Origin of the sequence: Pseudorhizobium endolithicum (genome assembly GCF_902153245.2) — a bacterium.
GTDB classification, from domain to species: Bacteria; Pseudomonadota; Alphaproteobacteria; order Rhizobiales; family Rhizobiaceae; genus Neorhizobium; species Neorhizobium endolithicum.
Window position 1 is genome coordinate 307438 of sequence record NZ_CABFWF030000013.1, and the last position, 20704, is coordinate 328141.

Annotated in this window: 28 protein-coding genes and 2 riboswitches; of the genes, 16 read left to right on the forward strand and 12 right to left on the reverse strand. The window is 62.9% G+C overall.

Annotation, left to right across the window (positions count from 1 at the left end):
* From RTCK_RS14625 to RTCK_RS14645, 5 genes are all read left to right on the forward strand, one after another.
* On the forward strand, nt 1-574 hold a 574-nt coding region (locus RTCK_RS14625), incomplete at its 5' end, for a zinc-binding dehydrogenase (RefSeq protein ID WP_235988703.1).
* Nucleotides 574-1029, forward strand: a complete 456-nt coding sequence (locus RTCK_RS14630; protein WP_142593336.1) for a GNAT family N-acetyltransferase — start codon at nt 574-576, stop codon at nt 1027-1029. The genes RTCK_RS14625 and RTCK_RS14630, both read left to right, overlap by 1 nt.
* The gene (locus tag RTCK_RS14635) at nt 1026-1490 is read left to right on the forward strand and encodes a YaiI/YqxD family protein (RefSeq protein WP_142520742.1); all 465 of its coding nucleotides are present in this window, start codon (nt 1026-1028) and stop codon (nt 1488-1490) included. The genes RTCK_RS14630 and RTCK_RS14635 overlap by 4 nt, the downstream gene beginning before the upstream one ends.
* Entirely contained in the window at nt 1487-2320 is an 834-nt protein-coding gene (gene fghA / locus RTCK_RS14640; RefSeq protein ID WP_142520743.1) for an S-formylglutathione hydrolase, read from the forward strand. Before RTCK_RS14635 ends, fghA begins: the two co-directional genes overlap by 4 nt.
* Before the next feature lie 142 nt (nt 2321-2462).
* The gene (locus tag RTCK_RS14645; protein WP_142593337.1) at nt 2463-2777 is read left to right on the forward strand and encodes a DMT family transporter; all 315 of its coding nucleotides are present in this window, start codon (nt 2463-2465) and stop codon (nt 2775-2777) included.
* Nucleotides 2778-2786: 9 nt separating this feature from the next.
* Here the strand turns inward: RTCK_RS14645 and RTCK_RS14650 are convergent, their stop codons facing one another.
* The 5 genes from RTCK_RS14650 to crcB are packed head-to-tail and all read right to left on the reverse strand — an operon-like array spanning nt 2787 to nt 6192.
* A complete protein-coding gene (locus tag RTCK_RS14650) occupies nt 2787-3281 on the reverse strand; it encodes a hypothetical protein (protein WP_142520745.1) in 495 nt (164 codons plus the stop codon).
* A gap of 53 nt (nt 3282-3334) precedes the next feature.
* The gene (locus RTCK_RS14655) at nt 3335-4120 is read right to left on the reverse strand and encodes an ATP12 family chaperone protein (RefSeq protein WP_142593338.1); all 786 of its coding nucleotides are present in this window, start codon (nt 4118-4120) and stop codon (nt 3335-3337) included.
* A gap of 8 nt (nt 4121-4128) precedes the next feature.
* Nucleotides 4129-4782, reverse strand: coding sequence for an HAD-IA family hydrolase (locus tag RTCK_RS14660; RefSeq protein WP_142520747.1), 654 nt, complete (start codon nt 4780-4782; stop codon nt 4129-4131).
* Nucleotides 4779-5771 carry an RluA family pseudouridine synthase gene (locus tag RTCK_RS14665; protein ID WP_142593339.1) on the reverse strand — a complete coding sequence of 331 codons (993 nt, stop codon included), beginning with the start codon at nt 5769-5771 and terminating at the stop codon, nt 4779-4781. The genes RTCK_RS14660 and RTCK_RS14665 overlap by 4 nt, the downstream gene beginning before the upstream one ends.
* A 43-nt stretch (nt 5772-5814) precedes the next feature.
* Nucleotides 5815-6192: a fluoride efflux transporter CrcB gene (gene crcB, locus RTCK_RS14670; protein ID WP_142522874.1), complete on the reverse strand. Its 378-nt coding sequence runs from the start codon at nt 6190-6192 to the stop codon at nt 5815-5817.
* A 120-nt stretch (nt 6193-6312) separates the two neighbouring features.
* Between crcB and RTCK_RS14675 the strand changes: the two genes are divergently transcribed.
* Nucleotides 6313-6585: a hypothetical protein gene (locus RTCK_RS14675; RefSeq protein ID WP_142520749.1), complete on the forward strand. Its 273-nt coding sequence runs from the start codon at nt 6313-6315 to the stop codon at nt 6583-6585.
* Nucleotides 6586-6703: 118 nt separating this feature from the next.
* On the opposite strand, the gene RTCK_RS14680 is transcribed toward RTCK_RS14675, so the two are convergent.
* Nucleotides 6704-7651, reverse strand: a complete 948-nt coding sequence (locus RTCK_RS14680) for a copper chaperone PCu(A)C (RefSeq protein ID WP_142520750.1) — start codon at nt 7649-7651, stop codon at nt 6704-6706.
* Between the two features lie 78 nt (nt 7652-7729).
* On the reverse strand, nt 7730-8101 hold the full coding sequence (locus RTCK_RS14685) for a hypothetical protein (RefSeq protein WP_142593340.1): 372 nt from the start codon (nt 8099-8101) through the stop codon (nt 7730-7732).
* 187 nt (nt 8102-8288) lie between these two features.
* Nucleotides 8289-8376, forward strand: a riboswitch (glycine riboswitch).
* A riboswitch (glycine riboswitch) is annotated at nt 8377-8462 on the forward strand. It begins immediately after the preceding riboswitch.
* Nucleotides 8463-8525: 63 nt separating this feature from the next.
* Here RTCK_RS14685 and gcvT point away from each other — a divergent pair.
* From gcvT to RTCK_RS14725, 9 genes are all read left to right on the forward strand, one after another.
* Nucleotides 8526-9662 (forward strand): glycine cleavage system aminomethyltransferase GcvT, encoded by a 1137-nt coding sequence (gene gcvT, locus RTCK_RS14690; RefSeq protein WP_142593341.1) that lies wholly within the window; start codon nt 8526-8528, stop codon nt 9660-9662.
* 19 nt (nt 9663-9681) lie between these two features.
* Complete coding sequence (gcvH, locus tag RTCK_RS14695) at nt 9682-10044, forward strand: glycine cleavage system protein GcvH (RefSeq protein WP_142593342.1); 363 nt, start codon at nt 9682-9684, stop codon at nt 10042-10044.
* On the forward strand, nt 10041-12905 hold the full coding sequence (gene gcvP / locus RTCK_RS14700) for an aminomethyl-transferring glycine dehydrogenase (protein ID WP_142593343.1): 2865 nt from the start codon (nt 10041-10043) through the stop codon (nt 12903-12905). The genes gcvH and gcvP overlap by 4 nt, the downstream gene beginning before the upstream one ends.
* Nucleotides 12906-13140: 235 nt before the next feature.
* Nucleotides 13141-13350: a cold-shock protein gene (locus RTCK_RS14705; protein WP_142520755.1), complete on the forward strand. Its 210-nt coding sequence runs from the start codon at nt 13141-13143 to the stop codon at nt 13348-13350.
* Between the two features lie 108 nt (nt 13351-13458).
* On the forward strand, nt 13459-13743 hold the full coding sequence (locus tag RTCK_RS14710) for a cold-shock protein (RefSeq protein ID WP_142593344.1): 285 nt from the start codon (nt 13459-13461) through the stop codon (nt 13741-13743).
* Between the two features lie 27 nt (nt 13744-13770).
* Nucleotides 13771-14013 carry a 30S ribosomal protein S21 gene (gene rpsU / locus RTCK_RS14715; RefSeq protein WP_142520757.1) on the forward strand — a complete coding sequence of 81 codons (243 nt, stop codon included), beginning with the start codon at nt 13771-13773 and terminating at the stop codon, nt 14011-14013.
* A 66-nt stretch (nt 14014-14079) separates the two neighbouring features.
* Complete coding sequence (locus RTCK_RS14720; protein ID WP_142520758.1) at nt 14080-14289, forward strand: hypothetical protein; 210 nt, start codon at nt 14080-14082, stop codon at nt 14287-14289.
* A 111-nt stretch (nt 14290-14400) separates the two neighbouring features.
* The gene (locus tag RTCK_RS21055; protein ID WP_268963135.1) at nt 14401-14535 is read left to right on the forward strand and encodes a hypothetical protein; all 135 of its coding nucleotides are present in this window, start codon (nt 14401-14403) and stop codon (nt 14533-14535) included.
* A gap of 158 nt (nt 14536-14693) precedes the next feature.
* A complete protein-coding gene (locus tag RTCK_RS14725) occupies nt 14694-14954 on the forward strand; it encodes a hypothetical protein (RefSeq protein WP_142520759.1) in 261 nt (86 codons plus the stop codon).
* Between the two features lie 60 nt (nt 14955-15014).
* Here RTCK_RS14725 and RTCK_RS14730 read toward each other — a convergent pair whose 3' ends face one another.
* From RTCK_RS14730 to cysG, 5 genes are all read right to left on the reverse strand, one after another.
* Nucleotides 15015-15842, reverse strand: a complete 828-nt coding sequence (locus tag RTCK_RS14730) for a ferredoxin--NADP reductase (protein WP_142593345.1) — start codon at nt 15840-15842, stop codon at nt 15015-15017.
* A gap of 129 nt (nt 15843-15971) precedes the next feature.
* A complete protein-coding gene (locus RTCK_RS14735) occupies nt 15972-16481 on the reverse strand; it encodes a DUF934 domain-containing protein (protein ID WP_142593346.1) in 510 nt (169 codons plus the stop codon).
* 11 nt (nt 16482-16492) lie between these two features.
* A complete protein-coding gene (locus RTCK_RS14740; RefSeq protein WP_142593347.1) occupies nt 16493-18163 on the reverse strand; it encodes a nitrite/sulfite reductase in 1671 nt (556 codons plus the stop codon).
* A gap of 7 nt (nt 18164-18170) precedes the next feature.
* Nucleotides 18171-18485 (reverse strand): DUF2849 domain-containing protein, encoded by a 315-nt coding sequence (locus RTCK_RS14745; protein ID WP_142520763.1) that lies wholly within the window; start codon nt 18483-18485, stop codon nt 18171-18173.
* Nucleotides 18482-19918: a siroheme synthase CysG gene (cysG, locus tag RTCK_RS14750; RefSeq protein WP_142593348.1), complete on the reverse strand. Its 1437-nt coding sequence runs from the start codon at nt 19916-19918 to the stop codon at nt 18482-18484. The genes RTCK_RS14745 and cysG overlap by 4 nt, the downstream gene beginning before the upstream one ends.
* 192 nt (nt 19919-20110) lie before the next feature.
* On the opposite strand from cysG, the gene RTCK_RS14755 reads away from it, so the two are divergent.
* Entirely contained in the window at nt 20111-20689 is a 579-nt protein-coding gene (locus tag RTCK_RS14755; RefSeq protein WP_142593349.1) for a deaminase, read from the forward strand.
* Nucleotides 20690-20704: the final 15 nt, after the last annotated feature.

A 20704-nucleotide genomic window follows, 5' to 3' on the forward strand; every position in this document is an offset into this window, starting at 1 on the left:
GATAGGCTCCACGGCGATCGTCTTCGGCCTCGGCGGAATCGGGCTCAACGTCATCCAGGGCCTGCGCCTTGCCGGCGCCGACATGATCATCGGCGTGGACCTCAACAACGACAAGAAGGCCTGGGGCGAGCGCTTCGGCATGACGCACTTCGTCAACCCGAAGGAGGTCGGCGAAGAGATCGTCCCCTATCTCGTCAACATGACCAAGCGCGGCGCCGACCAGATCGGCGGGGCCGACTACACCTTCGACTGCACCGGCAACACCAAGGTCATGCGCCAGGCACTGGAGAGTTCGCACCGCGGCTGGGGCAAGTCGGTCATCATCGGCGTTGCGGGCGCCGGCCAGGAGATTTCCACCCGCCCCTTCCAGCTCGTCACCGGCCGCACCTGGATGGGCACGGCCTTCGGCGGCGCGCGTGGGCGAACCGACGTGCCGAAGATCGTTGACTGGTACATGGAGGGTAAGATCGAGATCGACCCGATGATCACCCACACCATGCCTCTCGAAGACATCAACAAGGGCTTTGACCTGATGCATGGCGGCGAGAGCATCAGGAGCGTCGTGATCTATTGATGAGCCCGCAGGCCTATCATGTCGACGTGCGGAGACTTGACGCATTTTCCGCGCTCGATCTGCACGCGATGCTGAAGCTGCGGGTCGACGTCTTTGTGGTCGAACAGAACTGCGCCTACCCGGAACTGGACGATCACGACCTTGAGGCACTGCATCTGCGGCTTCTCGACGAGGACCAGGTCATCGCTTGTGCCCGCTTCTGGCAGCCGCCGGATGCACCTCCGAGGATCGGGCGCGTGGCCGTTTCGCAGGCCCATCGCGGACAGCGGCTGGGAGAGGCCCTCATGCGGGAGGCCATCTCGGCCTGCCAGGATCGGTTCCCGCGTCAGCCCATCGCCATTTCTGCGCAAAGTCATCTCCAAGGCTTTTATGGTTCGCTGGGATTTGAGAAGGTTTCGGAGGAATACGTCGAGGACGGGATCTCTCACGTAGATATGCTGAGGGCTGCAATGTGATCTACGTCGATGCCGATGCCTGTCCGGTCAAGCCGGAAATCCTCAGGGTTGCCGAGCGGCATGGCCTGGAGGTGACATTCGTCGCTAATTCGGGTCTGCGTCCTTCGCGGGATCCGATGGTGAAGAACGTCATCGTTTCCGGCGCCTTCGACGCGGCCGACGACTGGATCGCCGAGCACGCCGGGCCGGGTGACGTGGTTGTCACGGCGGACGTGCCGCTCGCCGGCCGCTGTGTCGCCAACAGCGCCCTGGTGACCGGACCGACCGGCCGCGTCTTCGACGAGACGAACATCGGCGTCGCGACTGCCATGCGCAACCTCGGTCAGCACCTGCGTGAGACCGGCGAGAGCAAGGGCTACAACGCAGCCTTCAGCCCCCGCGACCGATCGCAGTTTCTCGAGACGCTGGACCGCCTCTGCCGCCGCGCCAAGAACGCAATGATTCCAGGAGACAAATCATGAAAGTCATCTCACAGAACACCGCCTTCGGCGGCATGCAAGGCGTCTTCGCGCACGAGTCGAGCGCCTGCAACTGCGAAATGACGTTTGCCGTCTTCGTTCCGCCGCAGGCGATCAGCGAGCCCCGCCCCGTTCTGTGGTACCTTTCCGGCCTCACCTGCACCCATGCGAACGTGATGGAGAAGGGCGAATATCGCCGCATGGCGGCGGAACTCGGCCTCATCATCGTCTGCCCGGACACCAGTCCGCGTGGCAACGACGTAGCCGATGAGCTTACCAACTGGCAGATGGGCAAGGGCGCCGGCTTCTACCTCGACGCCACGGAGATGCCGTGGTCCGAGCATTACCGGATGTACACCTACATCACGGAAGAACTGCCTGCCCTGGTCAGCCAGCACTTCCGCATGGACATGAGCCGCCAAGGCATATTCGGCCATTCGATGGGCGGCCATGGCGCCATGACCATAGCACTGAAGCACCCAGACCGCTTCAAGAGCTGTTCAGCCTTCGCTCCTATCGTTCAGCCTTCGACCGCCGACTGGTCTGTGCCTGCCTTCGAGAAGTATCTTGGGCCGGATCGTTCCACCTGGCGACGCTACGACGCCTGCGCGCTTGTCGAGGACGGCGCACGCTTTCCCGAGTTCCTGATCGACCAGGGGAAGGCGGACAGCTTCCTCGACAACGGGTTGCGCCCCTGGCTCTTCGAGGAGGCCATCAACGGAACCGGGATCGGGCTGACGCTTCGGATGCACGAGCGCTACGATCATTCCTACTACTTCATCTCGACCTTCATGGACGATCACTTGAAGTGGCATGCGGAGCGGCTTCGCTAGCCTTTCGGGCAGGGCTCCCATGTCTTCGCGGGACTTGCCCCGGAGGACAATCATTGCCATATGCAACCTCGGCAGACGGCTGCCGCCGGCTCGGCCGGCAACGATCGCGGGGACGGCCTCGCTCCTTGAAACGGAGTAGGCAATGGCCTGGCTTCTTCTTACACTCGCGGGACTCTTTGAAATCGGCTGGGCGATCGGCCTGAAATACACCGGCGGTTTCAGCCGCCCTCTCGCCACCGTCCTGACAGTATCCGCGATGGTGATTTCCATGGTCCTCCTGGGACTCGCGGTTCGCTCCCTGCCCGTGGGCACGGCCTATGCCGTCTGGACGGGAATCGGTACGGTCGGTACCGTCATTCTCAGCATATTCCTGTTCTCCGAACCCGCGACCGCACTTCGCCTCGGCTGCATCGCAATGATCATTGCCGGGATAGCAGGACTGAAGTTCGCAGCCTGATTCACATCGTCAGCGAACGGCAATAAGGGCTGTCGCGAAGGCGGTCGAAGGCTCGAGCTCGAGCTTGAACTCGCGGCCGATCCGGGCCGCGATCCGCTCAGCGAGCAGGCCGTCGACCGCCTCCTTGCGTATGGCGTGAGCCGAAACATCGAAGGTTCCTTGCGCAATCACATCTCCGTTTGCGACCGCGATTGCCTCAACGGTCACGGTTGCCGAGCGTCGGACCCCGACGATGGTGGGGATGAAATCAACTGCTTCTATACGCACGGCCAGAACGGCCCGCGGCAGAGGGGTCGTCCGGACCGTCGAAAGAATCGCTTCGTTGACCAGCCTGTCCGTTTTCGCCACCAAAGGATGCGGGACGTCACCCCAGGCGGCAACAAAGGCCGCACGTACGTCGTAGAGCAGGCTCTCCCGCTCCTTCCCGTTCCTGTCGAGGCGAAAGGACATCAGCGCCAAGGCTGCGGCTACGATCAGGAGGCAATAGGGAGCGGAACGGCGCATGGGAGATCCGGTTTGGGTATCCCGGATCCTGCCCTGACTGCGTTAGCGGAGGATTAAGAGGGCGCCCGCAGGCTCAGGAAGGCGGACGTCGCCGCCCTGAATTCCCCTTGTCTCTGGCTGCGGCGCGCCTGCGCCTCGGCGTCCGTACCCCAATGTTCATTGGTCCAGTCCTCGTCCAGATGGGCGAGCGCCCAGGCATCGTCCGGCGCGAGCCGCGCCTCCGCGACGGCGAGGGCCAGGATGGCCGACCCCGTTAGCGTCGTCACCGTGTGGAGACAGGCCAATTCGATCGGCGTATCGTATTTCTTCAACGTCACGGCAAAGGCGGCGGTGGCTTCCCGCGGCTGCTCCTGCGGCATAATTCCTTCGACCAGAATGAAGCGTGCGCCGAGATCGCTCGCCGCCCAGTCGATGATCGGATCCCACTTGTCAGCCTGCCGGGCCACCAGTTCTTCCGGGCTTTCCGCCCTATAGCAAAGGAGGTCGCTGGCCGAGAACCTCAGAATATCCTCAAAGACTGCCTGCGGATCGGCCGCCACGCCGTCGATGGCGGTGTTGACGAGCTTGGTGACGGGCATGGTGGCCGGATCCACCTCCTCACCCTGCGCCGCCCATTCGACGCGTATCAACTCCGCCAGAGCCGCCGTCGGCGCGACGAGCGGGTTCTTCGCAGGAGTTCTGACCGGGCGCCCGTCCAGAAGAATCGCAAACCCACCCTCTTCCTGGGAAACGGAGACGTCGGAATAGAAGCGCTTCGGCAGCGGGCGCTTCATCTGGATCTGTGCTCGTCGTGTCGGGTCCGGATGACTTACGTCCGGAATGTCGAAGATCTCACGCATGGACAACCTCAGCCGATATGGGCAAGCAACTCGCCCGGATGGTCAACGACCGCATCCGCTCCGGCGTTCCACAACTGGTCCACCGACGCATAGCCCCAGGACACGCCGACCGCCTTCGCGCCTGCCGCCTTGGCCATCTGCATATCGTAGATCGCATCCCCGATGACAACCGTGTCCGCAGGTACCATGCCGGTCTCGTCGCAACACTCCGTCACCATGGCGGGATGCGGCTTCGAGGGGCAATCGTCGGCCGTCCGCGACACGACGAAAAACCGACGGTAGCCGTGCGTGTCGAGGATCAGGTCGAGCCCCCGCCGAGATTTCCCCGTGACGGCGCCGATCAGCAGATCCTTGCGAGGGCCGATCTCGCCGATCAAGTCACCGATGCCGGGAAAAAGGAGCTCGCGGAAGTCGAGGTCGCGGCGGACAGTCGTGAACAGGGACTTGTAGTAGGCCATCATCGCGACATCTTCCTCGTCGGCATGGGGCTTGCCCTGCATGCGGGCAATGGCGATGTCGAGGGTCAGGCCGATGATCGCCCTGGTCTGCTCAGGCCGCGGCTCCGGCTTCCGGAAGTGAAGGAAGGTACGGCGCATCGTTTCGTGGATCAGAGAGGCGCTGTCGACGAGCGTGCCGTCGCAATCGAAGAGCACGAGTTTCATTGTTCACCGTTCTGATCGGCTGCAGCCTGGTCAAAGCCCAGCAGGTTCCAGCTTTGCATCATATGCGGCGGCAGAGGCGCCGTTACCTTGAGGCGGCCGCCGGACGGATGTGGGATGTCGATGTGGCGGGCGTGAAGGTGCAACCGCTTCTGGACGCCTCCCGGAAAATCCCAGTTCGGATCATCGATAAAATATTTCGGATCGCCGATGATCGGATGACCGATATGAAGCGCGTGAACGCGCAACTGATGGGTGCGGCCCGTATAGGGCTCCATCTCCAGCCAGGCCAGTCGCTGCGCGGCGGCTTCGACCACACGGTAATAGGAGACGGCGTGGTCCGCGCCCTCCTCGCCATGCCTGGCGACGCGCATGCGGTCGCCATCGGGTGTTTGCTCCTTTACCAGCCAGGTCGAAATCTTGTCCTCGCGTTTGCGCGGCACTCCCTTTACCAGGGCCCAGTAAGTCTTCTTGGTATCGCGTTCGCGGAAAGCGGCCGTGAGTTTCTGAGCGGCGCCGCGCGTCCTTGCGATGACGAGAACGCCGGAGGTGTCCCGGTCGAGCCGATGCACGAGCCGTGGCTTCTCGCCCTTCTGGTTCGTCCAGGCGTCGAGCATCTGGTCGATGTGACGGGTAACGCCCGAACCGCCCTGCACGGCCAGTCCGGCCGGCTTGTTCAACACGAAGACCTTGTCGTCCTCGTGCAGCAGCATGCGTGAGAGGAGTTCGGCGTCGCCCGAATGCTTGAGGTCCTTGGAGGCGATCGGACCGCTCTTCCTGGCATCCACATCCAGCGGCGGCACCCTGACCGTCTGGCCCGGCTGGATCCGCGTATCCGACTTCACCCGGCCGCCGTCGACCCGCACCTGTCCGGATCGCAGGAGCTTCTGCAACGCACCGAAGCCGAGCCCGGGATAATGAACCTTGAACCAGCGGTCGAGGCGCATGCCCGCTTCGTCCGCCTCAACGCGGATGTGCTCGATGCCTGCCATGGGGATCTTTCTTCTGATGCCGTTTGGTGCCGTTCGGGCGTCTTTAGAACATCGACCGGCCGAGCGCCAGTCCGCCGAGGACGGCAGCAAGGGAGAGGCAGACGCTGGCCAGCACGTAAGTCCCGGCAGCGGCGAGCGCGCCCCGCTCGAAAAGCGCGAGCGCGTCCAGCGAGAATGCCGAAAAAGTGGTGAAGCCACCGAGGAAGCCGGTCATCAGGAAAAGCCGCATCTCCACGGATGCGTCGAGCCGCCGCGCGATCAGTTCCGCAAGCAGGCCGATGACGAACGACCCCGCCACGTTGACGACCAACGTGCCCCAAGGGAAGGCCGGCCCGAGGATGCGCAGGCTCCAGTGCCCGACAACATGGCGGCAGACCGAGCCTATGGCGCCGCCGAGGGCAACGAGGAGCACATGAAGCATGTTCAACAGTCCGATCCCGGCGCACGAAAATGAACAATGGGTAAAATGCCGAGTGATTTCTTAACAGGGAACCAAGCGGGACCGAACTAGGGTTTATGCTGGAGCAGTGGATAAACTCGCATGACCCTGGTTGTTTCAGTTTCGGCCAACACGGCGGCTTACGCAGCGGATGCGTTGAAGCCGGCGCGCCGGCTGTCGGCCAAGGACGAGGCCCAGGATATGCGCATCACCGCCGACCGGAACATGCAGCGCGATCGGACCGGTCATCCTACCGTGGAGCAGCTGATACCCGCCTCGGCCGTCGATTTCGATCTGCTTGCGCCCGAATACCGGCTGCACCAGCAGGCCACGCTTGCTCAGGTTCAGGCGGCCTATCGTAGCCTCGAAGATTGAGGCATCCCAAGACATCACCGCATACTTCGCATGGCCGTCGGCCGGAAAAGGCAATACCGCCGTCTCGTGGAGACGGCGGTATTGTGGGGCCCGGCAAGCCGGGAGGAGCGGCGGCGAATCAGTTGTGCTGATGCGCCTTGGGGGCTGCCCCCCTCACCGGAAGCTTGATGTCGACGCTGCCCGCCTTCTCGAAGGTCAATGTGACCGCAACGGTGTCGCCCTCCTTGAACGGCGTCTTCACCTGCATGAACATCATGTGGAGTCCGCCCGGCTTCAGCTCGACCGTTTCACCGGCAGGCACGTCGATGCCGTTGTTGAGCTTGCGCATCTTCATGACCTCGCCCTCCATCGCCATCTCGTGCAATTCGACGGTCTCGGCGGCTGCGGAGGTCGCGGAAACGAGGCGGTCGGCGCCACCGGTATTGCGGATGGTCACGAAGCCGCCGCCGACGGGCTGTCCCGGCAGCATTGCGCGGGTATAGGCATCCTGCAGCTCGATGTCTCCGACCTTGACGGAGGCCGGCGCCGCCATGTGGGCATGCCCCTGTTTTTCAACGACCTTGACCACCGGCGCCGGGCTCTTCAGGTCATGCGCATCCTCACCGGGAGCCGCAATCTCGGTCCATGTCACGCTGGCATCACCGCCGCAAAGCTGCGTGGTTGGGAAAGCCAGTTCGGTGCCGGGAGCAACGCCGGAGATTTTCCCGCGGACGACAAAGACATCATAGTATTCGTCAGGCAATTCGCCGCCCTTCCAGCGAATTTCGGCAGGCCCGGCGCTTACCTTGGTGCCGTGATTGTCGTAGGTCTTCTGGTATTCGCCCTGGATGACCTCCAGTTCCCAGCCGGGCTTTGGCTGCGGCTTGGCGAAGACAAACCCTTCCGGCAGCTCCATGCGGACTTCGTTCGTCGCCTTCCCGTCGCAGCCGTGGGGTACCTGCAACTGCATCACGGCATAACCTTCTGCGGTGACGCTGGCATTGGTGAAGGTGGCATGGGCATTGGCGGTTCCTGCGGCGGCGAGAACAGCGAGGGCCGACAGCTTGATGGTCTTGAGATTGGTCATGGTCTTGTATCCCCTGCCGGCTGCGGCGCTCCTGGCCGCGGATTCCGGACGTGTTGATCTGATGAGAGGTGGACGCAATCAGATCGGCAGGGGTGGTGCCCGTGAACTCGGTCGCGCGAGGGCCGTGAAGCCGACGCGCAGCGACTCGACACGCAAAGGATTGAGGAGGAAGGCCTGTTGCAGCGGTACGCCCAGGCCTTCCGCCGGCGGCGGGAGGATGATCGAGGCCGCCAGAAGGCAGGCTTCGCAGGTCAGGCGGAGACCCTCGTCCCGATGGGGATCGTGCGCCCCCCGCTCACCGTGATCGGCGCAGATATCCGCGAAGCTTCCATCGGGAAGCCTGTAGGCCTCGCTGAAGGCCTCGCCGGGCAGCATTGCCTGAACCGGCCGGTGGGCGAACCCCAGAGACAGGAACAGCATCGCGCAGAAGATGCGCAGCGCGTTCGTCATTGTCCGGTTCGGAAAGACCATTGTCCCGCTCGTCGAGGCTCGGTGCCACTTAACTCACAGCTAGACAAAGAGCAAATCGTTCCGCCCGTTTCTTTGCGCCGCATCAATCTCGCAGGTATGGAACGAAAAACTTTGCAGGTGCACCACTAGACCCTTGCCAAGGACCCGACCTCCCGGATAATGGGCGGCACGTTCATTGGGAGAAGCCGCTTCATTGCGGTGCCGAAGGAGCAACCGCCCCGGAAACTCTCAGGCAAAAGGACCAGCGAACGGCCTAACAGGACTCTGGAGAGAGGCCCGTCGATAGACGTGGCACGCCGAAGGGATAACAATCTCAGGCGACAAGGACAGAGGGGGCTCATGAACCGGGCGCAATCGCGCCGTCAGATGAGCTTACGCGCGACCACGCGCCCTGGAGGCACTTTTGGATCAAGCCCCTGCCCTCAAGCAAACGCCGCTGCACGCCCTGCATCTTTCGCTCGGTGCTAGGATGGTGCCCTTCGCCGGCTATGACATGCCGGTGCAATTTCCGCTCGGAGTGATGAAGGAACATCTCCATACCCGCGCCGCCGCAGGCCTTTTCGACGTGTCCCACATGGGACAGGTCGTCGTCAGGGCGGAGAGCGGAAGCTATGCTGATGCCGCGCTTGCGCTGGAAAAGCTGGTGCCGGTCGATATTCTCGGCCTGAAGACGGGACGCCAGCGCTACGGTTTCTTCACCGCCGAGAACGGCGGCATCCTGGACGACCTGATGATCACCAACCGCGGCGATCATCTTCTCGTCGTGGTCAACGCCGCCTGCAAAGATCAGGACGTCGCGCATATGAGGACGAACCTTGCCGGCTGCGGGGTGACGCTTCTCGATGACCGCGCGCTGCTTGCCCTGCAGGGGCCACAGGCGGAAACGGTACTTGCCTCCCTTTGGGCCGGCGCGAGCGGGATGAAGTTCATGGACGTCCACGACGCGGCCATCCTGGGTGTGGACTGCATCGTCTCGCGCTCGGGTTATTCCGGCGAGGACGGCTTCGAGATTTCCGTCCCTGCGGTCAAGGCGGAGGAGTTGGCGAAGGCATTGCTCGCCCATCCGGATTGCGAGGCTATCGGATTGGGCGCCCGCGACTCTCTACGCCTCGAGGCTGGCCTCTGCCTGTATGGCAACGACATCGACACGACCACGTCGCCGATCGAAGCGGCGCTCGATTGGGCGATCCAGAAGGTACGGCGCCCCGGCGGCGAGCGGGCCGGCGGCTATCCCGGCGCCACGAGAATCGAGGATGACCTGGCGCAGGGTCCCATCCGCCGCCGCGTCGGCTTGAAGCCTGAAGGCAAGGCGCCCGTGCGGGCTCATGCAGTCCTCTACGCCGAGGGCTCTCCGGAGTCACCGATCGGTGAAGTCACCTCCGGTACGTTCGGGCCCACTGTCGAAGGCCCGGTTGCCATGGGGTACGTGCCTGCACCTTTCGCCGAGCCCGGCACCCGCGTCTTTGCCGAGGTGCGTGGCAAGTACCTGCCGCTCACCGTCACTACCCTTCCCTTCATCACCACCACCTACAAACGCTAAAAGACCTCCGGAGAGAACAATGCTGAAATTCACCCCTGAACACGAATGGCTGAAGCTCGAAGGCGACGTTGCCACTGTTGGGATCACTGCCCATGCCGCCGAGCAGCTGGGCGATCTCGTTTTCGTTGAACTGCCCGAGGTCGGCGCCGAGCTGACGAAGGACGGCAATGCTGCCACCGTCGAGTCCGTCAAGGCAGCATCCGACGTCTATTGTCCGCTGGACGGGGAAGTGACGGAAGTAAATCAGGCAATCGTCGACGACCCCTCGATCGTCAACTCGGACCCGCAGGGTGCCGGCTGGTTCTTCAAGCTGAAGCTGAAGAATCCTTCCGATGCCGATGAGTTGCTTGACGAAGCAGCCTACAAGGACCTGATCGGATGAGCGACTCCACCGACTTCCACTTCACCGATTACCAGCCCTACGATTTCGCAAATCGCCGGCATATCGGCCCCTCGCCGTCCGAAATGGCGGAGATGCTGAAGGTGATCGGCTATCCCACGCTGGATAGATTGATCGAGGCCACTGTGCCCGCCTCCATCCGTCAGACGGAGCCGCTGACCTGGGGAGCGGCGCTGACGGAGCGCGAGGCGCTCGACAAGCTGCGCGAGACGGCAAACAAGAACCAGGTTCTGGTCTCTCTGATCGGCCAGGGGTACTACGGCACGATCACACCACCGGTCATCCAGCGCAACATCCTCGAGAACCCGGCATGGTACACGGCCTACACGCCCTACCAGCCGGAGATCTCGCAGGGACGCCTGGAGGCGCTCCTGAACTTCCAGACGATGATCTGTGATTTGACCGGCCTCGACGTCGCCAACGCTTCGCTGCTCGACGAGGCCACCGCCGCCGCCGAAGCCATGGCGCTCTGCCAGCGCCAGGCGAAGACGAAGGCCACCGCCTTCTTTGTCGACAGGGAATGCCATCCGCAGACGATCGCACTGATCGAGACGCGGGCGGCACCGCTCGGCTGGAGGGTGATCGTCGGCGACCCGGTGACCGATCTCGACCCGGTCGACGTCTTCGGCGCGATCTTCCAATATCCCGGCACCCACGGCCATATCCGTGACTTTTCCGGCCTGATCGCCCGCCTGCACCAGACCGGTGCGGTCGCCGCCGTGGCTGCGGACCTGCTGGCGCTGACGCTCCTGAAGTCGCCCGGCGAGATGGGCGCCGATATCGCCATCGGCTCCTCGCAGCGCTTCGGCGTGCCGGTCGGCTACGGCGGTCCGCATGCGGCCTATATGGCCGTGAAGGATGCCCACAAGCGGGCGATGCCGGGCCGCCTCGTCGGCGTTTCTGTCGACGCACGCGGCAACCGGGCCTACCGCCTTTCGCTGCAGACCCGCGAACAGCACATCCGCCGCGAGAAGGCGACGTCGAACATCTGCACCGCGCAGGTCCTGCTCGCCGTGATGGCCTCCATGTACGGCGTCTTCCACGGCCCGGACGGACTGAAGGCCATTGCCCAGCAGGTCCACAAGAAGGCCGTCCTGATGGCGAAGGGGCTGGAGAAGCTGGGCTATACCATCGAACCCGATACCTTCTTCGACACGATCACCGTCGAGGTGGGCCACATGCAGGCGCTAATCCTGCGCGCGGCCGTCGCGGAAGGTGTCAACTTGCGCAGGGTCGGCACGACGAAGATCGGCATGTCTCTCGACGAGCGGACCCGCCCTGCCACGCTGGAGGCCGTCTGGCGTGCCTTCGGCGGCAATTTCAAGGTTTCGGACTTCGATCCGTCCTACCGGCTGCCGCAAGACCTTTTGCGCAAGTCGGCCTACATGACGCATCCGATCTTCCACATGAACCGCGCGGAAAGCGAGATGACCCGCTATATCCGCCGCCTCTCGGATCGGGATCTGGCGCTCGACCGGGCGATGATTCCGCTCGGCTCCTGCACGATGAAGCTCAATGCGACGGCGGAAATGCTGCCGATCACCTGGCCGGAATTCTCCGACATCCACCCCTTCGTCCCCGCCGACCAGGCACTTGGCTACAGGGAAATGATCGATGACCTGTCGGCGAAGCTCTGCCAGATCACCGGTTATGACGCCTTCTCCATGCAGCCGAATTCCGGTGCTCAGGGAGAATATGCGGGCCTTCTCACCATCCGCAACTACCACATCGCCAATGGCGACACGCATCGTGACGTCTGCCTCATCCCGACCTCCGCGCACGGCACCAATCCTGCTTCGGCACAGATGGCAGGCATGAAGGTGGTGCCGGTGAAGGCCAAAGAGAACGGCGACGTCGACCTTGAAGACTTCCGCGCCAAGGCGGAGCAGCATGCGGAAAACCTTTCCTGCTGCATGATCACCTATCCGTCCACCCACGGGGTTTTCGAGGAGACGGTGAAGGAGATCTGCGAGATCACCCATCGCCACGGCGGCCAGGTCTATCTCGACGGCGCGAACATGAACGCCATGGTCGGCCTCGCCCGCCCCGGCGACATCGGCTCGGACGTCTCGCACCTCAACCTGCACAAGACCTTCTGCATCCCGCATGGTGGCGGTGGCCCGGGCATGGGCCCGATCGGCGTCAAGGCGCATCTCGCTGCTTACCTGCCCGGGCATCTCGCCTCGGATGGCCGTGAAGGGGCCGTCTCGGCGGCGCCGTTCGGATCGCCGTCGATCCTGCCGATCTCCTGGTCCTACTGCCTGATGATGGGAGGGGAAGGCCTGACGCAGGCGACCAAGGTGGCGATCCTCAACGCCAACTACATCGCCGCCCGCCTGAAGGGCGCCTATGACGTGCTCTACAAGTCGGCAAACGGCCGGGTTGCGCACGAGTGCATCATCGACACCCGCCCGCTCAATACCTCTGCCGGCGTCACGGTGGACGATGTCGCCAAGCGCCTCATCGACTGCGGCTTCCACGCGCCGACCATGAGTTGGCCGGTCGCCGGCACGCTGATGATCGAGCCGACCGAGTCGGAGACCAAGGCAGAGATCGACCGCTTCTGCGATGCGATGCTGGCTATCCGCGAGGAAGCCCGTGCCATCGAAGACGGTCGCATGGATAAGGCGAACAACCCGCTGAAGAACGCTCCTCACACGGTGGAGGACCTGGTCGGCGACTGGAACCGCCCCTATTCGCGCGAGCAGGCCTGCTTTCCGCCGGGCTCCTTCAGGGTCGACAAGTACTGGTCGCCGGTCAACCGCATCGACAATGTCTATGGCGACCGCAACCTCGTCTGCACCTGCCCGCCGATGAGCGAATACGCTGAAGCGGCTGAGTAAGACATCCCCATGTAAAATCGCCGGCCCTGAACGGGGCCGGCGCCCTTTTGATAAACAGCCTCTGTATTTATTTCGCGCCAGCCCTTGTCTGGGCTCATTTAGGCGCTATGTTTACATCATCGAACTTTGCTAGCGACTTTTGTCCTCAGCCACGGCTGTTTCAGATTTCCTCTCAACGTCGATTTTTAGATCGGTCGAATACGACCGGGCCCACCAACGATTGAAGGAAATCGTCATGAATACAGGTACCGTCAAGTGGTTCAACAGCACCAAGGGCTTCGGCTTCATCCAGCCCGATAATGGCAGCCAGGACGTTTTCGTCCACGTGTCTGCCGTTGAGCGCGCCGGCATGCGTGGCCTGACCGAAGGTCAGAAGATCAGCTACGACATCGTCCAGGACAAGCGTTCGGGCAAGAGCTCTGCAGACAACCTGCAGGCCGTCTAAGGAATTTCATTGCCCGCGTGACCACGGATGTACTGGCACGCATGAGGCGATGATTTGGAAGGTCGGGAGCAGTCCCGGCCTTTTGTTTTTCACACATGGGAGACTATCATGTCTGACCCAATCTATGCTGTCGGTGACACCGTTTTCCTGAAAAGCGGGATCCTTCGCACGATGTCACCGGAATTGGCATGCCGCATCATCTCGGTCCTTCCAGAGGCACAGGGCGTGGTTCAGTATCGCGTCCGCTTCGGAAGTGAGACGTTCGAGCGCCGCGTGACCGAAGCCGACATCGGCCGTGCGGCTTCTCCTATGTCCAAGGGACCAGGTCGACCCACCTCCCCTTCGGCCACGTCATCCTGGGTCAATCCGAACTCCATCAGGATCAAGAAGTAGCGGCCCTAGGCCGGAAAGGAGATATTTTTGCAGGTACTCGTTAGAGACAACAATGTCGATCAAGCCCTTCGTGTTCTGAAAAAGAAGATGCAGCGCGAGGGCCTCTTCCGTGAAATGCGGGCGCGCAGCGCCTATGAGAAGCCTTCGGAGAAGCGGGCACGTGAGAAGGCTGAGGGTGTTCGACGGGCACGCAAGCTGGCCCGCAAAAAGGCACAACGCGAGGGCCTGCTTCCGGCACCGAAGAAAAAGGTCGTCGCCCGTAGCCGCTGAGGCATGACATGACGCGGTCCTTCGCGGCCGCGTCCATACCTTCGGAAAAGACAGGAGGAGCATCCTATGACCGCCACCAAGGAAGAATTCTTCAAGCCCGGAAAGCTATCGGCTCAGGCGAAGGCAGAACAGACCAACGCCGTCGTCCGCGACATTCTCGCCGCGGAGGCCACGGCTCGTGAGAAGAAGACCGAGAAGTTGAAGGCGTTGCGCCTCGCTCAACCGGCACCCGATGAAGCGCCGAAGAAGCGTGGTCGAAAAACATCGAATACCTAGTTCAGGAGATGTCCGGCACAGCGAAAGATCTCTGGTGCAGGATCTTCGTGTTCCGCTGACAGCGCCGGGTGAAGCATTAATCCGATGCTGGAACTCAACAGGAGAGGCATGATGGAAACCAACAACCACGACGGACTCTGGAACAAGGTGTTCAACGTCGATTCCCAGGCGGGAACCGGACGCTTCGTCGCGCTGGTGGCGGTCTTCGTCATCATCGGCGGCGGCCTGTCCTGGCTGGCCGGCTGAAACGCCTGTATCCGGCGTTGCGGCGTTGAAATTCCTGCCCATGCGCTCAGGGCGTTATCTTAGCAAGTCCTGCACAAGCCACACTCGCTAGATGTGCATGCCTTCCTGGTCACCGCAGTTGAAAGCGATTGTGACCCGGCGTGCCCATGGATAGCGAGATGCTGCAGCAGAACCCTTTCCCCTCTACGGTGCCGCTTGCACCAGACGATCTGAAGCTGTTGCAGAAGTTTCTGCAAGCCTGGTGCGAAGAAAACGGGGTGGATGCGACCGCCGAGTCGGCCGCGGATGTCGCGTCTGCCCTCATCGACTGGTACCAGTTCAAGGTCCACGATCGAAGCATCCTGAAGCTCGAACCGGAAGAGGTTGAGCCTGTCACGGACCGGCTTCAGCAATTGGTACGGCAGTTGGACAACAGCTAGCTCGACGTATTTTTTGCCGGAGCTTATCTACCGCATCCCGGTGTGGCCGGCGCTATGGCCTTATCCCACAAACGCCCTTTCGATGACGAATTCGGCGGGCTGGCTGTTGGCGCCTTCGGTCAGCCCGGCGGCTTCCAGCAAGGCCTTGGTGTCCTTCAGCATCTCGGTGGAGCCGCAGATCATGCCGCGGTCGGTCGCCGGATCGAGCGGCGGCACGCCGAGATCGGTGAACAGCTTTCCGCTCTCGATCAGGTCAGTGATGCGGCCCTGGTTCGGGTAGGAGGGGTCGCGAGTAGCGGTCGGGTAGTGCTTCAGCTTGTCTCCGACGATCTCCGAGAGGAATTCGTGGTTCCTGATCTCCTCCATCAGGTCGAAGCCGTATTTCAGCTCCGCCACCTCACGGCAGGTATGGGTGAGGATCACCTCGTCGAACTTCTCGTAGGTCTCCGGGTCGCGGATCAGGCTGGCGAAGGGCGCGATGCCGGTGCCGGTAGAGAACATGTAGAGGCGCTTGCCGGGGGTCAGCGCATCGAGCACCAGCGTGCCGGTCGGCTTCTTGCGCATCAGCACCGTATCGCCCGGCTGGATCTTCTGCAGATGGGACGTAAGCGGGCCGTCCGGCACCTTGATCGAGAAGAATTCCAGCTCCTCGTCCCAGGACGGGCTGGCGATCGAATAGGCGCGGTAGATCGGCTTGTCGCCGACCATCAGGCCGATCATGGCGAACTCACCGGAGCGGAAGCGGAAGCCCGCCGGGCGCGTCATGCGGAAGCGGAACAGGAACTCGGTGTAATGCTCGACCGCCAGCACCGTCTCGGCATAGACATTGTCCGGGATGGCGGCCGGCTTGGTGGCAACGAAGTCTTCCGTCTTGGCTGGAGCGTTCATGCGGTTCGCGTCTCGCTTGATCCTGTTGTCTGCCCGAGCGAAATATACCATCCGCCCCGGTATTTGAAGGTATCCGCGTCCATAAGCCGCGGATGCCCGAGAAAATATGCCCGGAAGAACCCGTCTCCTTCAGGATGCGACGGAACGTCGGCGCCAGCTGTAGGATGGACCGTCCGCCGCGGGACGGGCTGCAGGTTGATAATGAACGGGAATGGCAGGCAGTCGCCCTTCCTCGAGTCGCCTCAGTGCCGTCTCGTTCGTTACCGCGAAGCTGTCGATGCCGACCCGCAGCATCAGCGGGACCTGGTCGATCAGGACGTCTCCCACAGCGCGCAGTTCGTTCTTGTAGCCGAGCCGCTCGCGCAGCAGGGACGCATGGGAGAACGCCCGACCGTCGTTGAAGGCCGGGAACTCCACCGCGACAATCCCCAGGCGGTAGAGGTACGGTTCGAGCCGGCGCACGTCGTCCGCCGGCCGGATCAATACGCCCAAGCCGACGTCGTTGCTGGCATCGGCCCTCTCGATCAACGCATCCAGCGTCAGCAGCGGCTTCTGCTCGCCGGCCGCCTTCACCTCCTCCGTCTCGATCACCCAGGGGTCGTTCTCCACGAAACCGGTTTCTCTCCAGATCCTTGTCATCGCCCGCTCCCTCACGCCGCTTCCGCCGCCGAGCCGTAGAGCGCATCCTTGAACGGCTGCGGCCCGACGCGGCGATAGGCTTCCAGGAACGTCTCCTCCTTGCCCAGGCGCAGCCCGAGATAGGTATCGACGATCGTCTCCACCGCATCGGTCACCTTTTCCGGCTCGAAGCCGCGGCCGATGATCTCGCCGATAGAGGTGTGTTCGTCGCCGGAGCCGCCGAGGGTGATCTGGTAGAGTTCCGCACCCTTCTTCTCGACGCCCAGCAGCCCGATATGGCCGACATGGTGATGGCCGCAAGCGTTGATGCAGCCGGAGATCTTGATCTTCAGTTCGCCGATCTCCGCCTGCCGCGCCGGATCGCCGAAACGGGTGGAAATCGCCTGCGCCACGGGAATGGAGCGGGCATTGGCCAGCGCGCAGTAGTCGAGCCCCGGACAGGCGATCATATCGGTGATCAGGTTGGAATTCGCCGTTGCCAGCCCCTGTGCCACCAGCGCCCGGTAGACGGGTTCGAGGTCCGCCAGGGCCACATGCGGCAGGATGACGTTCTGCTCGTGGCTGATGCGGATCTCGTCGAAGGCGTATTCTTCGGCAATGTCTGCAATCGCATCCATCTGCTCGTGCGAGGCGTCGCCGGGGATGCCGCCGATCGGCTTCAGCGAAATGGTCACCATGCCGTAGTCAGGATGCTTGTGCGGCTGCACGTTCTGGTCCACCCAGCGGCCGAACTCGGCATCCTGCTTCTTCCAGCCTGCGAGCTGTGCCCAACCCTCGGCCCGCTCCGGCAGAGCGGGCGGAGCGAAATAGCGGCCGATCGCCTCGATGTCCGTCTCGGGCAGCGTCAGTTCGTTGCCCTGGAGGTGCGAGAATTCCTCTTCCACCCGGCGCGTCATCTCCTCGACACCGATCTCATGCACGAGGATCTTGATGCGGGCCTTGAACTTGTTGTCGCGGCGGCCGAAGAGGTTGTATACCCGCACGATCGCGGTGGTGTAGGTGAGCAGGTCCTCTTCCGGCAGGAAGTCGCGGATCTTCTTGGCGACGAGCGGCGTGCGCCCCTGCCCGCCCCCGACATAGACCGCAAAACCGAGCTGGCCCTCGTCGTTCTTCTTCAGGTGCAGGCCGATGTCGTGAACCTGGATCGCCGCGCGGTCGCGCGGGGCGCCGGTGACGGCGATCTTGAACTTGCGCGGCAGGTAGGAAAACTCCGGATGAACGGAGGACCACTGGCGTAGGATTTCCGCATAGGGCCGTGGATCAGCCACTTCGTCAGCGGCGGCACCCGCGAAGTGGTCCGCGGTGACATTGCGGATGCAGTTTCCGGAGGTCTGCAGCGCATGCATCTCCACCGTCGCCAGCTCGTCCAGGATGTCCGGCGTGTCCGACAGCTTCGGCCAGTTGAACTGGATGTTTTGGCGGGTGGTGAAGTGGCCGTAACCTCGGTCATACTTGCGCGCGACATGCGCCAGCATGCGCATCTGGCGGGAATTCAGAGTGCCGTAAGGGATCGCGATACGCAGCATGTAAGCGTGCAGTTGCAGATAGACGCCGTTCATCAGACGCAGAGGCTTGAACGCATCCTCCGCCAATTCTCCGGAAAGGCGCCGGTTCACCTGGTCGCGGAACTGCTCGACGCGGCTCCTGACGAAGGCGTGGTCGAACTCGTCGTAACGGTACATGATATCCTCAGACTGCGATAAATGCGGCGTCGGCCGGACGGAAGCCGGGGGCGTATTCCATGGTGGGACCGGCAGCGCGGATGCGCTCGCGCAGGCGGATCGGCCAGAGCTGCCCCTTTACCTCCTGCACGTCGATGACATTGACGTCAACCACCCGGTTGGCTGCGAAGTCACGCTTGCCGATCGCCTCGAGCGAAGCCACAGCCTCCGCGTGGCGCGCAACCAGGGCTTCCTGCAGGTTCTCCGTCCACCGGCCGTTGGCATCGAGCCACACGGCAATGCCGTCGCCCAGGCGATTGGCGGTCAAGACCTTGTCTGTCATGCTTCCATTCCCATCTCGGCACGAGCCGTCGCGGTCGAGGCGGACAGAGGCTCGGATCGTTCAAAATTCGCACCGGCGACAGCTTCGCCGATGATGACCATCACCGGGCCGGGGAGATCGTCCCTCGCCTCCAGATCAGGCAGTTCCTTCAGGACACCGTGGAAGAGCCGGCGATAGGCGCGGCTCGCATTCTCCACGACGGCGACCGTGGTGTCCGGCGAAAGGCCCGCGGTCATCAATCGTCCGGCGACGGAGGCGGCAACGGTGCGTCCCATATAGACGGCGATGGTGGCACCGGAGACGGCAAGGCTCATCCAGTCGGGCAGGACGTCGCCCGTCAGGTCGTGCCCGGTGGTGAACACCAGCGACGAGGCCACTCCGCGCAGCGTCAGCGGCAGCTCGAAATCGGCAGCCGCGGCGAAGGCCGAGGTGATGCCCGGCACGATCTCATAGGATATACCGGCCTCGCGGAGTGCAGCCATCTCCTCGCCGGCCCGGCCATAGACGAGCGGATCGCCGGACTTCAGCCGAACGACGCGCCTGCCTTCGGAGCCGAGCTTCACCAGCAGACGGTTGATCTCGTCCTGCGACTTGGAATGGCAGTTCTTGCGTTTGCCGACCGGCAGACGCTCCGCATCACGGCGCCCCATGTCGACGATCGCCTGCGGCACCAGCGCGTCGTAGACGATGACGTCAGCTTCCATCAGCACCCGCTGCGCACGCAGCGTCAGGAGGTCCTCCGCGCCGGGACCTGCGCCGACCAGCCAGACATGGCCATGGACGCGTCCGGATGCCGACAGGAGTTCGTTTGCGGAACGGCGGGCCGCAGACAGGTCGCCGGCACCGACATCGTCGGCGACGGGACCGGAAAAGAAGCGGCGCCAGAAGACGCGGCGCGATACCCCCTTCGGAACCAGCCGCTCAACCGCATCCCGATAATCGACAGCGAGGGCAGCCAAGCGGCCGAGCGATGGCGAGAGCATCTGGTCGATGCGGGCGCGGATCATCTGCGCGAGCACCGGCCCTGCACCTTCCGTGCCGATCGCCACTGCGACGGGGGCACGATTGACGAGCGCCGGCGTCAGGAAATCGCAGACGTCCGGCTGGTCTACCGCATTTGCGGGAACACCTCGCGTCCGAGCCGTCGCCACGATGGCCCGGTCCTGCTCCTCGTCACCGGTTGCGGCGAACGCCAGCACGGCATCCTCCAGTTGCGAGGCGGAAAAGGCCTCCTCGACCATATCGATGGCATGGGTCAGCAGGAACGCCCGATAGTCATCCGCAGGATCAGCGGCGTACGCGACAATGCGCGCGTCGGTATTGCGCAGCAACCGCACCTTGGCAAAGGCTTCATCACCATTGCCGAAGATCGCAACCTTCCTGCCGCTGACGCGGAAGAACGCCGGAAATGTCGTCAATCGTTCGGTGGACATCAGGACTCCCAGTCTTGGCCGCTCACTATCGTTTATCGCAGCCCCAGACGGAAGAAACCGTTATGCCACTTGTCATGCCAGCAAACATTTCTGTTCTCGCTCTCTGCCGTTCTTGAGTAAAAGCCACCGATCACCCGCAGGCGCCCGGCGTGATTCCATCGCAGGGAGCGCCAAGCTTGTAAGGAAAAGCCCATGTCGCTCGCCGGCCGCCTTCTCGACGTGATGGAGCAGGACATCCTGCCGCTGACCGAACGCGGCGTTGCCGCCGGCAACAAGGTCTTCGGCGCCGCAATCCTCAGGAAGTCGGACCTCTCCCTGGTGCTCGCTGAGACCAACAACGAGTTGGAAAACCCGCTCTGGCACGGCGAGGTGCATACCTTGAAGCGCTTCTACGAGATGGGCGAGAAGCCGGACACCACGGACCTCATCTTCCTTTCGACGCATGAACCCTGCACCATGTGCATGTCCGCGATCACCTGGGCGGGGTTCGACAATTTCTACTTCTTCTTCAGCCACGAGGATTCCCGCGACGCCTTTGCCATCCCGCACGACCTGAAGATCCTCAAGGAGGTTTTCGGGCTGGAACCGGGCGGATACCGCCGCCGGAACGCCTTCTGGCACTCACACGCACTAACCGAGATGATCGAGTTGGAGGCAGAGCCGCAGAGGGGCCAGTTGAGGGCACAGGCGCTACGGCTCCGCGACGCCTATGACCGCCTGTCGGCTGCCTACCAGGCCGGCAAGGACGACAATACTATCCCGCTCCGCTAACCGACGCAGGAAACG